Origin of the sequence: Pseudomonas sp. QL9 (genome assembly GCF_041409665.1) — a bacterium.
Classification (GTDB): Bacteria; Pseudomonadota; Gammaproteobacteria; order Pseudomonadales; family Pseudomonadaceae; genus Pseudomonas; species Pseudomonas knackmussii.
In genome coordinates, this window is the sequence record NZ_CP166971.1 from 2018306 (window position 1) to 2031133 (window position 12828).

15 protein-coding genes are annotated in these 12828 nt (G+C 64.9%); 1 reads left to right on the top strand and 14 read right to left on the bottom strand.

Annotated elements, in window-relative coordinates; translation table 11 throughout:
- From ACA097_RS09565 to ACA097_RS09630, 14 genes are all read right to left on the bottom strand, one after another.
- A complete protein-coding gene (locus tag ACA097_RS09565) occupies positions 1-333 on the bottom strand; it encodes a hypothetical protein (RefSeq protein ID WP_371369962.1) in 333 nt (110 codons plus the stop codon).
- A gap of 58 nt (positions 334-391) precedes the next feature.
- Positions 392-1714 (bottom strand): phage major capsid protein, encoded by a 1323-nt coding sequence (locus ACA097_RS09570; RefSeq protein ID WP_371369963.1) that lies wholly within the window; start codon positions 1712-1714, stop codon positions 392-394.
- A 61-nt stretch (positions 1715-1775) separates the two neighbouring features.
- Positions 1776-2729 (bottom strand): S49 family peptidase, encoded by a 954-nt coding sequence (locus ACA097_RS09575; protein WP_371369964.1) that lies wholly within the window; start codon positions 2727-2729, stop codon positions 1776-1778.
- On the bottom strand, positions 2726-4000 hold the full coding sequence (locus ACA097_RS09580; RefSeq protein ID WP_371369965.1) for a phage portal protein: 1275 nt from the start codon (positions 3998-4000) through the stop codon (positions 2726-2728). Before ACA097_RS09580 ends, ACA097_RS09575 begins: the two co-directional genes overlap by 4 nt.
- Positions 4001-4002: 2 nt before the next feature.
- The gene (locus tag ACA097_RS09585; protein ID WP_371369966.1) at positions 4003-4182 is read right to left on the bottom strand and encodes a hypothetical protein; all 180 of its coding nucleotides are present in this window, start codon (positions 4180-4182) and stop codon (positions 4003-4005) included.
- Complete coding sequence (locus tag ACA097_RS09590) at positions 4179-6005, bottom strand: terminase large subunit (protein ID WP_371369967.1); 1827 nt, start codon at positions 6003-6005, stop codon at positions 4179-4181. The genes ACA097_RS09585 and ACA097_RS09590 overlap by 4 nt, the downstream gene beginning before the upstream one ends.
- On the bottom strand, positions 5968-6492 hold the full coding sequence (locus tag ACA097_RS09595; protein ID WP_371369968.1) for a P27 family phage terminase small subunit: 525 nt from the start codon (positions 6490-6492) through the stop codon (positions 5968-5970). Before ACA097_RS09595 ends, ACA097_RS09590 begins: the two co-directional genes overlap by 38 nt.
- Positions 6493-6665: 173 nt before the next feature.
- Positions 6666-7049 (bottom strand): HNH endonuclease, encoded by a 384-nt coding sequence (locus ACA097_RS09600; RefSeq protein ID WP_371369969.1) that lies wholly within the window; start codon positions 7047-7049, stop codon positions 6666-6668.
- On the bottom strand, positions 7024-7362 hold the full coding sequence (locus tag ACA097_RS09605) for a phage holin family protein (protein WP_371370501.1): 339 nt from the start codon (positions 7360-7362) through the stop codon (positions 7024-7026). The genes ACA097_RS09600 and ACA097_RS09605 overlap by 26 nt, the downstream gene beginning before the upstream one ends.
- A 611-nt stretch (positions 7363-7973) precedes the next feature.
- The gene (locus ACA097_RS09610) at positions 7974-8348 is read right to left on the bottom strand and encodes a hypothetical protein (protein ID WP_371369970.1); all 375 of its coding nucleotides are present in this window, start codon (positions 8346-8348) and stop codon (positions 7974-7976) included.
- The gene (locus ACA097_RS09615; protein ID WP_371370502.1) at positions 8345-10567 is read right to left on the bottom strand and encodes a VapE domain-containing protein; all 2223 of its coding nucleotides are present in this window, start codon (positions 10565-10567) and stop codon (positions 8345-8347) included. Before ACA097_RS09615 ends, ACA097_RS09610 begins: the two co-directional genes overlap by 4 nt.
- Before the next feature lie 20 nt (positions 10568-10587).
- Positions 10588-10797 (bottom strand): TraR/DksA C4-type zinc finger protein, encoded by a 210-nt coding sequence (locus tag ACA097_RS09620; RefSeq protein WP_371369971.1) that lies wholly within the window; start codon positions 10795-10797, stop codon positions 10588-10590.
- Positions 10790-11299, bottom strand: coding sequence for a phage regulatory CII family protein (locus ACA097_RS09625; protein WP_371369972.1), 510 nt, complete (start codon positions 11297-11299; stop codon positions 10790-10792). Before ACA097_RS09625 ends, ACA097_RS09620 begins: the two co-directional genes overlap by 8 nt.
- 283 nt (positions 11300-11582) lie before the next feature.
- The gene (locus ACA097_RS09630) at positions 11583-11810 is read right to left on the bottom strand and encodes a transcriptional regulator (RefSeq protein ID WP_371369973.1); all 228 of its coding nucleotides are present in this window, start codon (positions 11808-11810) and stop codon (positions 11583-11585) included.
- A gap of 75 nt (positions 11811-11885) precedes the next feature.
- Here ACA097_RS09630 and ACA097_RS09635 point away from each other — a divergent pair, with 75 nt between their 5' ends.
- A complete protein-coding gene (locus ACA097_RS09635; RefSeq protein ID WP_371369974.1) occupies positions 11886-12680 on the top strand; it encodes a S24 family peptidase in 795 nt (264 codons plus the stop codon).
- Positions 12681-12828: the final 148 nt, after the last annotated feature.

Here is a 12828-nt window from a genome sequence, read left to right on the forward strand (position 1 = left end):
TCAGGGCTTCTCTTCTTCGTCGTCGCCGGTGCCGGTGCCTTCACCATCGCCACCAGTCTTGTCCTCGTCGTCCTCCGACTCCGGCGGAGGCTCCCGATCCTCAGGGGGCGGGGTCGGGGCAGAAGCGCCGCCAGTGGCAGCAGACTTGGAACCAGACTTCCTACTGGGCTTGCTCTTGGCTGCCGGGGCGGCGGTCGAGCCGGAACCTTCGATGTACTCAGCGACTCCACCGGCTACCAGCTCGTCGGCCGCAGCCTGAGAGAAACCCGCCGTGTCGTCCTTGAAATAGCTGCGCCACGCCTTGAGGAAGCGCACGGATACGTTGTTGCTCATCGCATCACCTGTCGATGTTGATCAGAGAAGAGCCCCGCCGGAATGGCGGGGCACCAGGTCACATGCCCGCGCCCCAGTCGACAGCGGTGGCCACCACGATGGACTCAACGTGTCGCGGCCCGAAGTCGTGCTTGGCGATGACGCGGATCAGGGTCTGATCGCGCTGGAAGGCACTCACCATGTTGCCCGAGCCGTCCTTGTAGGAGGCTTCCTTGCTGAGATCGATGACCAGATCCATGTCCTCGCCGATCATCATGTCGGCGAAGTTGACGAAGTAGATCTCGGTCTCGTCGCCATCGGCGCCGAGGTTGGTCGGGATCTGGTTGCTCAGGCCGAACGGGTAGCCCTTGAGCTTGCCGATCTCGATCTCCGGGTAAGCCTTGTTGCCGTTGCCATCGCGCAGGCTCTGCAGCCAGCGGATCACGCGCGGCGGCATCAGCCAGCCGCACTGCTTCATGTCGACGTTGGCCGTCTCGACGCGGAGCATCATGCCGCCCAGGAACAGGTCGATCTGCTCCAGGGTGATACCGGTTGCGGTCGGAGCAGGCCGCAGGTTCTGCGGCAGCGCCCAGTAGCGCATGCCCTTGGGCAGCAGTCCCGAGCCGCCATCGGAGCGGATGAAGTGCAGATCCTGGGAGAGGCCCATGCTAACCGTGACATCGTCGGCAACCAGCTGATCAACACGCGGATTCACACCGGCCATGCGCAGCAAGTCGTTGGAGACCGGCACCAGGGCCGCCGCTTTCTTCGCGGCCAGCTTGGTGTCGGCGAAGGTCATGCCGGTCAGCGCGATGTCGTCATCGCTACCGATGTAGGTCACCACGGTGTTGCCGGTGATACGCGGCTGGGTCAGGTTGCCGTTGTTCAGCGGCAGGCTTTTCGTACCCATGCGGCGAACAACCGACGCCGGTCGCAGAGCCTCGATGACCTCGCTGGAGAAGTTGGTCGGCACCAGCACGCCACCAGCACCAGGAGTGACCACGGACAGCGCCATCTGCACGTCAGTGCCGAAGCCGCCGTCCTTGGCCATCTGTGCGGCGGCCTGCTGGTTGCCCTGCGCGGCGGCCAACAGGCGCACCATCTGCGCCATCTTGGCGCCCCTGGCAGGCTGGCCGTAGGGGCCTTCCACACGGCTCTCCGGCGGGCCGGTGATGCCGCGGGCGCTTTCGTCGACCGGCACTGCCGCAGCGGCGGCCGCGCGCTCGGCAATCTCGGCGCGGCTGATCTTGTCGGTCAGCGCGGTGATCTGGCTTTCCAGCTGGCCGAACTGGGTCATTTGCTCGGCGGTCAGGGTGCCGCCGTCGGCCTCGATCTTGGCCAGCGCCTGCAGCTGGTCGTTCAGCTCGGCGCGTTCGCGACGCATTTGAAGAACAAGGGACATAGTGCCTCCTGGGCATAAAAAAACCCGCACTAGGCGGGCTGGTTGACTGCCGCGAACGCGGTCAGAGTCGGGATTGAATCGCCATGGCCGCAGCGCGCACGCTGACGCGACCTGGCTGACGTTGCGAGCGGCTGAGGGCCACTGCGCGAGAGAGGTTGTCGACGGCCGCCTGCGGGCTCTCCAGGCGGTCGGCCAGGCCAGCAGCAATGCCCGCCTGGCCGCGATACAGGCCGGCCTCGGTGGCGATCACCTGTTCCGGCGAGAGGCCGCGATACTCGGCCACCGCGCCGACGAACATCTGGTAGCTCTCCTGCACGATGTCCTGCAGAACCTGGAGCGACTGGTCGCTCAGCGGCTCGTGCGGGCTCAGGTCGTTCTTGTGGGCGCCGGCAAACACGGTGGTGACCTTCACCCCCATGCTTTCCTCCAGCTTGGAGCGGTCCATGTGGCTGGCGATCACGCCGACGGAGCCAACACCGCTGGTCTGGCTCACAACCAGCTCGCTGCAGGCCGCGCCGATCAGATAGCCGCCGGAGTAAGCCATGTAGTTGACCAGGCCGGTGATCGGCTTCTGCTGCGCCATGGCGCGAATGTCGGCGGCCAACTCGAAGGCACCGACGGCAGAACCGCCCGGGCTGTCGATGTCGAGCACGATGTGCTCAACCATCGGATCAGCGACGGCCTGCTGAAGCTGGCTGCGCAGCCCTTCATAGCTGGTCATCGTCTCGCAAGCGTTGATGTGGCTCCCGCGACTGACGAGCACCCCATGGACCGGCACCACCTCGACACCGGTCTTGGCGATGGCGGCGCGGCGTTGCTCCTGCATGCGCTCCAGGCGAGCACCGTGGTCGTAGTCGTCACCCTCCATCATGTGCGGCGCCGGAGCGCTGCCGATGTTGATGATGTTGAGGTTCATGGCCTGGTTGGCCCAGCGCACACCCAGGTCGAGCATGTCCGGCGTCACCAGCAGGGGCTGATTGAAGAGCAGGCTGGACGCCCGCAGGAAGCGCTTCATTGGGTCAAGATCCTCTCGATTTCGCGCTGCTGCAGCTCCAGCTGCGCCCGCACGTTGGGGTTGTTCAGGTCGGGCATGCCCTTGCCGGCATCCACCATGTTCAGCGGCTGCAGGTAAATGTCGCCGCCAGCAACCGGCGGCATGTTCTCCAGGCGGCGGATGTCGTTGACCGACAACCAGCCCCATTGGCGGCCAATGGCGTAGGCCTCGTAGCGGCTCTTTTGGTCGCCCCGCAGCAGACCCGACAGGTTGAACTCGATGAAGTAGTCGCGACGATCCCCCGGCAGGAGGAAGTCGCGCATCATCGACTGCTCGTGGCGCTTGACCCACGGCAGCAGGCAGAACACCACGAACTGAATCAGCAGCTGCTCGACGGTGTTGTAGTTGGCCTTGTCCAGGTCGTTCACCATCGGCAGCGGGATCTTGTAGATCCGCGCCACGTCGGAGCCCGACAGCTTGAGGATGTTGACGATGTCGGCGTCGACGTTCGTCATCGAGAGCGGCCGAAAGGTCATCCCCTCCTGCAACAGCGCCACCTTGTGGGCGTTGTCCATGCCGCTGTACTTCTCGGCCCACTGATCGGTAATGCGGTCGACGCTGGCCTGGTCCTTGATGGCCGGCGATTCCTTGGGCCGCTCGATCACGCCCGACACCGACGTGCCGTTGGCGAAGGACTTCCCGGTGTACTGTCGCACCGCCTGGGCCAGCCCCACCGCTTCGGCGTGCAGCTCGACGGGAGAAAGCCCGACGTAGTGGTTCGAGCTGTGCCAGCGCACATGGTGAACCATGCGCATCGGCAGCCGATCCTGGTAGCTGCCCACCTGGTAGTAGGGCAGCAGATCGGCGCCCTTGTAGACCACCACCTTGCTGTTGCACAGCGGCCACAGCGCCGACACGTTGCCGTCGCCGCGCCGCTCGATCAGCTGGAAGGCATTGCCGCGCAGCCCCAGCGCCATCTGGCCGCACTCCCGCAGCTCGTAAGGGGTCTGGAAACCGTTCGGCTGGTAGCGCAGCACATCGTAGAGCGGGTGATTGATGGCCGCCTCACGCTGTCCCGCGCCCTTGCGCTGATACAGCTCCAGCGGCAGCTGCGCGATGCTCTCGGCCAGCAGCGTCACGCAGTTCTGCAGGATCGGCAGGCCCAGCGCCGTTTCCGGTGTTACCACCACGCCACTGCTATTCGAGCCGCGACCAATCAGGCTGCGCCAGACGCCGCCGCCGTCCCCGGTCAGGCTGCTCTGGCCACCGCCGAGGATGTTGGAAAAGAACATGCTCAGCCCCCCTTCGGTTGCCGCGCAGTTGCGGCGGCAGCTTTGTCAGCCAGGCGGGACCAGGCCAGCAGGCCGACGCCCGCGACGATGAACGCGGCCGGCGGATAGATCAGCGCCACGCCTGCGACCAGCAGGGCGAAGCCCAGCAGCCCCGTAAGCCAGGCCAGTAGGAGCAATTTCATATGCCGACACCTTTGTCGTAGATCGATTCGCTCTCGACAGGGGCAGCGGTCCTGCTGATGCCTGTCGCCATGATCGAGGCGACGATGCCGTCGATCCGCCCGATAGCCCGGGCCTTATCTACCTTGCGGTTACCAGCAGGGTCGGAAACCGTTACCGCGTTGCCGGCGTTCCAGGTCAGCACCGGGTTGCCGTCGTGCCGGAGCGTTTCCACTGGCTCGCCGTCGTCCAGCACCTCCCAGTCTTCCGGCTCCAGCTCGATGTCCTCGCCCTCGGCCTTCGGCGGCAGCCCGAGCAGGCGCCGCTCGAACTCGTCGACGGCCGGCCCCATGTCCTTGAAGCCCTGGCCGAAACCGACCAACTCGGGCAGCTCGATGGAGTGCTCCTCCATCAGCGACCGCAGGTCCTCGATCCGCCAGCGGTCATAGGCGATCTGGCGCACGTCGAAGTAAGCGCAGATCGTCGCGAGGCGGCGCAGCACATGCAGCTTGCTGATCGCGCGGCCCGGCGTTGTCTCCAGGTGCCGAGCCTTGATCCAGGCCAGATACGGCACCTTGTCGCGGCGCTCACGCTCGGCCAGCTTGTCGTCGGGAATCCAGAAGTACGGCAGCAACCGCCAGTGGGGGTCCCACTCGACGGGATAGAACAACAGCACGAACGACGTCAGGTCAGTGGTGCTCGCCAGGTCGAGCCCTGCCACCGCCGGCCGATTGCGCAGCAGCCGCATCGGCACGCGCTCCTCGGCCTCGCTCCAGACGTCCCAGCTGATCCACGGCGAATCCGCCTGGGTCCACTCGCAGAAATTGAGGCGGCGGACCACCGCCTCCTTCGCCGGCAGCCCCTTCGCCTCCTCCACCTGCTCGCGCAGGTAGACCCGACCAGGGATGCCGTCGGTCTGGCCCTCTGCGATGAAGTCCAGAGACGGGTTCACCTTCGGCCAGCAGGCCTCGTCCTTGAACGGGTCATCGCCCTTGTCCAGGGAGCAGATGAAGGCGAACAGCGTGTCGCTCTGCTCGGCGCCCGAGCACACGCGCTTGCCTTGCTCGTGGTACTGCCCGGCGACGCTGTTCTTGTCCGAACCGGAGTTGGTGATCATCACCACCATGGCGCGGCGGCGGTTCTTGGTGCCCGCGCGCATCATGTTGACCATCGCCGGAGTACGGTGCTCGTGCACCTCGTCCAGCAGGCTGATGTGCGGGCGCGGCCCGGACTGGCTGTTCTCGTCCGAGCCAATCGAGCGGAAGAAGCTGTTGGTGCTCGGGTAGAACAGGTTCCAGACCTTCTCGTGCTGGCCCGACTGCACCAGGCGCGTGGCCAGCTTCGGCGACATGTTCACCATGCTCACCGCATCGCGGAACAGGATCTGCGCCTGGTCCTTTTTCGTCGCTGCGGCGTAGATCTCCGCGCGCTGCTCACCATCCGAAACCAGGCCATAAAGGCCGATACCAGCGGCGAGCGGCGACTTGCCCGAGCCCTTGCCCGTCTCGATGTAGGCGATCCGAAAGCGGCGATGGCCGGTGTCCTTGTACCAGCCGAACAGGCTACCGACGACGAACGCCTGCCACGGCGCGAGCAGGAAGGGCATGCCCTCGTACTCACCGCCGTTGAGGCACAGCACGTCCTCGAAGAACCCGATGGCTCGGTCGGCAGCTTCCTGATTCCAGATCAGGCCGCGCAGGTGGCCGTCTTCGAGATCCTGCAGGTGGCGGCGCGCGGCGTTGCGAACATCCGGGCCGGCGACGATCTCGCCGGCCAGCACGGCGCGGGCGAAACCCGCCACACGGCAGTCAGCTGAAATATTTGTCTGCAGCGTCTCGCTCTGCATGGTTGAACAACTCCCCTTGAGGCGTCAGCGCCTTCATCGCGCGACGCGCCACCGGGGAGAACCCGAAAAGGGCACCGGCACGGTTCGCTCGCTGCTCGGCATCGTTGGCGAGCTGCCGCCACACCGACAGCTGCTTGGCGCCGCTCTGGAAGGTCTGCACGTCGCCGGCCCCTTCCATCGCTTCATTCAGCTCAGCGATCTTGCGGCGGAAGCGCTGCCAGTCGCCGACCGCCTCGCAGTAGGTGGCGAGCGCCATACCGTCCAGCGTACTGATCCAGCCCAGCGCAAGCAGGGCCTCGACCACGCGATCCCACTCCGCCGAGCCCTCGGCGCTCAGAAACCCCGGCTTCGGCGGAGCCTGTACCGGGATAGCCGGCGCCTGAGCCTCGGCCTGCAGCGCAGCCATGCCCCGCTTACTGGGGTCACCGCGCAGGATGTGGACCGTCGCCGGAAGGGCTGGCCGGCCCGAGTTGGCATTCCCAGCCATGGGCACCTCCTAGAAACGCAGAAGCCCGCGAAATACGCGGGCTCCAGGCTGGTTTAGATGGGTGAAATGAGGTAAAAAATTGAACCCCCACCCCCTCCATTTTTCCCGGCGATGCACACCGAGTTCCATACGTCGTTCGAGGGTGATGCGTCCTAGGAGTTTTTCACCCCCCCCTACCCCTGGCCCGCACGGTTCCAGTGGTGACCGGGGTCCAGCGGGCGGCCATCGCTCCCGCATCCCAGGACCCGACCGGACTTCTCCATCCGCTGCTTGGTCGAGTCGTGGCAGAGCTTGCACAGCGACTGCCAGTTGTTCCGATCCCAGAACAACCGCCGCGCCTGAGCGATTCGCTCGGGGTCCCCACTCACTATCGCGTCGCCCAGCCGGTGCGCGATCTTGTGGTCTACCAACACCGCCCGAGTCTGCCGCTGCTCCAGCAGGCAGAACACGCAGAGGGGATTACGCCGCAGGTGATCGGCCCTCGCCATCTTCCAGCGGTAGCCGTAACCCTTGGCCGCCGAGCTGAGCGGCTTAGCCTTCGGCGCTTGGCGGGACATCGCACACACCAATGCGCTTGGCAGCCCAGCGCTCATACAGACCGACCGCCACTTCCGCACCAGCGGCGGCAGTCAGACTGCCGATGGCCGCAGCCAGCAGCAGGGCGGCGCCCATGGCCATGGCCAGGAACATCACCGCCACGCCACAGGTGATCGATGCACCCGAACGCAGGGCTAGGCGCTTGATCAACGCCCAGCCACCGAGGCCCGCCTTGTCCGCGCGCCACATCTCGCCACTGATTCCGCCCGCAGCAGCGAGCAGGATCAGGACCCACACCGGCATCTCCGCCAGGGCCTGCTGTTCGTTCGGCATCATGCCACCTCGAAGAAAGCGCCCCGGCTCAGGGGCGGAACCGGTGGGCTATCAGCCGACCGGGGATAGGTGCCGGCTGACGCCGGCGCGGCACCGTTGACCTGGGCGGGGAACCCACGGCGCCAGAAACGAAAAACCCGGCGCAGTGGCCGGGTTCGGAGGAGGCTCGCTGCTCGCGCACCTCTGTGAAATTAGCGACTTTGTACCCCTGTTTTCGCATGGCAACAAGGCGCCCCGGCTGCCATACACGCAATGCGCAGGCAATGCAGCGGGAATGCACCGGCAATCCGCCGGCAATAGTTCAATCTGGCTTCCAGCGCCTCCGGCGCTGTGTCTCACCTGACTCACCAGTTTTTGCAGGTGAGTCACCCTCAAGCCCTACTCCCTCTAAGTGTGTCCCACCTACCCCACCTAAATGGAAGATTTGTATATATGCACGCGCGAGCGCGCGGACACACGCTGCGCGCACCTCTGCGCGCCTCAGGTGCGCCTAGCGCGCCGAGCTTGTGGACAAGTGAGGAGGTGGGACACAGCGAGGAATGACGCGGGGTTGCCGTGCCCCACGTCAAAAGCGCGGGTGAGGCAAGTGGGACACAAACAAAAAGCGCGCCTCATGCGGCGCGCTTCCGTTGGATCAGGTGCCCCTCGATGAGGAGGTGCGCCCGGTGGAGTCGTCGGTAGAACTGCGCGGCACTGCATCCGCACGCTTCCCACCGCTGTCGCTCCAGGCTGTCGTAGTTCGTGTAGCGTTCGATCACGACCTGGCGTTCCCTATCCGGCAAGAGCTTGAAGACGATCAGCTCGATCTCGGCCGACTCGTCTAGCAACACTCGGCTGCCGCGTGTGCTGCGAATCAGCTCACCACGGCAGGCGATCAGGGTAGCAAGCATGCTGCCGCCACCGCCACCCCCAAGCGCTTCCACTCCCTCCGGCGGATGCAGCTCGGCCGCCCACAGCTCAAGCGCTTCGTCGATGTACTTGATCATAGGACAGGCTCCCTTGCGGCCAGGGCCATCTGGCCCCTGGGCTTCCAGCTCTCCGGGCGAATGTAGGCGTAGGGCCGTACACCGTAGCGCCCCTGCGGTGCCATACGCCGACGCTTCCAGCCAAGGCGGTGCATCACCTGGCCGATCCGCGTCTGCTCCGGCTTGCCCCAGTGGCTTGCCTCGATGTTCAGCGCCTTCTCCAGCAGCACGTCGCCGCTGATGCTCTCGCACAGGTTGTCCTCCAGGTACTTCACGATGCGAGGCTCCCAGGCGTCGCCGGTGAAGCGCGCGTCCTGCTCGGCCTCGAACATCGCTTTCTCGCCGTCCTGCGGCCACCAGGGCTCGCCGTCCTGATACAGCGCATAGGCCTCCGCCCACAGCTGATCGCGCACCTCGCGTAGGCCAGCCAGATCCACCCGCGTGCAGAGGATCGGCCAGTACCGGCGGTTGCCGGTCGGGTCGCGCAGATACTCGTCCTGGTTGGTCGTACCCGCGAAAACACACTGGCGTGGCAGGCGGATTGTTCTCCGCCCATAGCTGGGCCGGAAGATGTCCACCGAGGCGCCGAAGAACGACTTGGCTTTGGTGCTCTCCACCTTGTTCAGCGCGTCCAGCTCGGCCAGCTCGACAATCCACATGCCCTGAATCGACTGATAGGCGTCCTTGTCGCCCAGCGGGATCGGGGTGTCCATGAACCATTCGCCGCCGAGCACGGCCAGCGAGCTGGACTTGCGCAGGCCCTGGTCGCCCTCAAGAATCAGCACGCAGTCCGCCTTGGCCCCCGGGTCCATGACCCGCGCAACCGCCGACACCAGGTAGCGCATCCCCATGATGTCAGGGTATTCCAGGCAGTCGGACAGCGTCTGCGCGCCCATGTAGTCCCGCAGCCAGGAGCCGAGGCGCGGCGTGCCGTCCCACTTAAGCCCCTTCAGGTAGTTCTGGACCGGGTGAAACTGGTTGTCGTGCGCTACGACCGATACGGCCTCCAGCACCTGCACGGACTTCACCAACAGCCCGTACTTCTCGGCCAGCCAGTTGGCCGTGCGCGTGTCGTCCAGATCGCTCCACTCGCCGACGCCACCCCCATAGGGCGTGGCCTTGCGCTTCATTGTGCGCGCAGCGAAGGTGTCCTCACCGATGACGCCAGCCCACTCTTCATCGTTCTGCAGGATCAGCGTGACGTTGTAGACGTGCGACATCAGGGCGCCCTTCGGCGTGCGCTGCAGGAAGAACATCCATTCAGCGTCCGCCGGCGGCTTCACCATCGCCATGACCTGGCGACGCACTGCGTCCAGGCCCTCGCTCACGTGCAGGTCGTTGAAGTCGGTCCACTTCTCGCCCCGCTCGCCCGAGAACACCGGCACCACCACACGGCCACCCACCAGGTGCGCGGCGTGCTCGGCCTTTTCCACGCCCGGGTTCCAGGGCTCGCCCTTGTGGTTGGTAGTCTTCCAGTCGTCGTCGGCGCAGAACACGAAGCGCCGCGCCGGGAAGCGCTCGCGCATGACTTCGGTCACCGGCAACAGGTTGCCGGCGTCGAAGCACACGACCACGCAAAGCCCCGTCGCCATGTGCAGGCTTGCGCCGGTGGCGTAGCCCTCACAGATCAGCAGCGTCTCACCCGGACCCGGCTCAGGGCCGAGCAGGTGGAAGGCGCCCTGCTTTTCCAGGCCAGGCGGCCAATAGCGCTTGGTCAGGCCGTCTTCATCCGGCTGGCCGAGCAGCACTTGCAGGCCGACCAGCTTGCCGGTCACCGTGACCATCGGGACGAGCGCGGTGTCAGGCTTGCGCCCGAAGCGCAGGCCCACCGCGACCACCTGCTTGCGCTCCAGGTAGCTGCATCGCCCACGCTCCGACAGCGTCTTCCAGATACCCTGTGCCCGGCGCGCGGCCGAGGCCTGACGGCGCGCACGCTTCGCCAGCTCGGCCTGTTGGGCCGCCTCGACCCGGGCGCGGATCACCTTGCGGTCGTCTTCGCTCATCCGCCCACCGACGGGCTTGAGCTTGTGGAAGGAGCCCTTCTCACCCTCGCGCCAGGACCCGAAGGCCCCGGCGTAGAAGGTGCGCCCCTCGTTGACGTGCTCGTAAATGACGTAGAAGCCGGTCTTGGCCTTGCCCTTGTCGCCAGCCGCACGACACCGGACGCGCTTTCCGGGGATCAGCGGCGTCTCCGGTTCAAGGCCTCCATCCACCAGCTGGGCAAGCACGTCATCCATCAACGTGTGCTTGTCCACCATGGTCACCTCCGCTGTGCTTCGAGGATGGTCTGGCACTCGACGCAGTGCACGCAGCCCTGCCCAGCCAAGGCAACCAGGCGGGCCGGCGGGATAGGATCGCCGCACTGGTGGCACTCTTCGGAGATCTCCACTACGGCAGGCTTGCGCGCGGCGAGCCGCTGCTCCTGCTGCTGCAGCACGTGGTCGTTAGCGATGTCAGCGATATCAGCCATGGGCGCAGTCCTCCGCATGCTTCTTGCGCACGGCGGCGCCGAGCTTGAACACGGCCTGCACCAGGCGCTCGGTCAGCGCCTCGAACTCGCCCAGTTCGTCATCGGTGAGCACATCGTCATCCAGGCTCTTCGAGAGGTGCTGGGTCAGCTCACCCTCTCGGCTGAGCATTTCACTGATGCCGGCCAGCAGGGCCTTCGGGGTGTCGGTTTCGCGCAGGTCAGAGACATCGATCCCCACCCAGCCGATGGGGTGCAGGATCGCCTCGACGATGCGCGCGTCGCGCGTCGCGTCCAGGATCAAGTCCAGGTCGCGGATGTTCGGTGTGTGGGTGGTGTTGGTCAGGCTGAGCTTGTGGCTCAAGGTGGTGGCACTGGTGCCGTCGATGGCGGCCAGGGCGGTGGCCCCGCCTGGGTAGCTGTTCGCCGCGTGGTACAGCGCTTGCGGGAGGGTCAACAGAGTCCGGCGCGCACGCTCGGTCTGTCCAAATCGGGCTCGGCCCATGGCAATCACTCCTAAAGTCTGCCAGTGACCGCGCCGCAGCCTGTTGCTACAGTTGCGGCGTGGTCACTCGTCAGGTGGTCACTTGCAGCGGTTGATCTGTGATGGAGAGACCGCCGCACCCCAGGCAAGGCCCTCGCTCCGCGAGCACCCTGCCGAAACAGCCTGCTTATCTGTGGTGGAGAGTCAGGCAACCCAGGACATCCGTGTCTTGGTTCGGGGAGGCAAGACCGGCTGGCAGTGATGTCAGCCGGTTTTGCTACCCCACCCTCGGTGGTGACGAGGGCTAAGCAGCTTGCGGAACCGGGAACAGGTCAGGCAGATCAGGGCGCAACTCATATGCCTGTACAGCGCCCCCGCAGGCCTTTACCACGGAAGGAACGCGCTCTACTGGAATGCCACGTTTCTTCCACTGAGAGATCGTCATGGGGCTTACCCCAAGCATTTGCGCCAGTGCCCGACCGCTCCCCACTGCGGCGATGGCTTTTTCGAGTGCTTGCGAGTCCATATACATACCGTTTAGCAAGGGAGTGCGAATAGACAATACGTTTATTTAAACGTCCTGTCTACGCCTGTAAACTTCTCGTTTATGGAAAACTCAGGAAAAAGACTGCGCGACGTCCTCGACGACCGCAGCATCCCCTACACCACATTCTCTTCAGCCCTAGGGATTGATCCTCAGCGCCTGAACAACTGGTTCAAGCGCGGCATCCCCAAGGAATTCCTTTTCCAAGCTGCCGATGAGCTCAACGTCAATGCGCGGTGGCTGTATGACGGCACACCTCCAGCGCCAGACGAGGCCGAAGTCGTCTATGAGGATCGCCTCCGCAAGGAGGACGTCCTGGCCGTGATGCGGCATGGCGAAGGGAACTCTCCCGGCATAATTCTGGAGCCTCTCCACCCGTGGGATGACTCCACCCCTCTTGACGAAGACGAGGTTGAACTGCCGTTGTACAAGGAAGTAGAGCTAGCAGCCGGGGACGGCCGGACAGCAGTGCAAGAAGTGCCCGGCCGAAAGCTGCGCTTCTCCTACGCAACGCTGAGGGCTGCCGGGGTAGATCCATCCGCCGCGGTGTGCGCCACGTTGACCGGGACGAGCATGTCCCCGTTGATCATTCCCGGCGCCACCATCGGCATAGATCGAAGCAGCACCAATATCATCGATAGCGAGATCTATGCCCTCGACCACGACGGCATGCTCCGCGTGAAGTTCGTCTATCGCTTGCCCGGCGGCGGCATCCGGCTGCGCAGCTACAACTCGGAAGAGCACCCGGACGAGGAGTACACGCGCGAAGAGATCCAACAGAAGTCCATCAAGATCCTTGGCTGGGTTTTCTGGTGGTCAACAGTTCGTCGAAAAGGACAGCTAAGCCTGGTCAGATAAACATTTTGTATTGACCGAGCTTTATACAAATGGTTTATTTGCCTCGACTCTCCACCACAGAGCGAGGCAATCATGCATACCAGCACCCTGCACGCACTCCCGTCGTGCACTCCTACCCGGGTCTTTGAACTCCGTCGCGCCGCCCTGG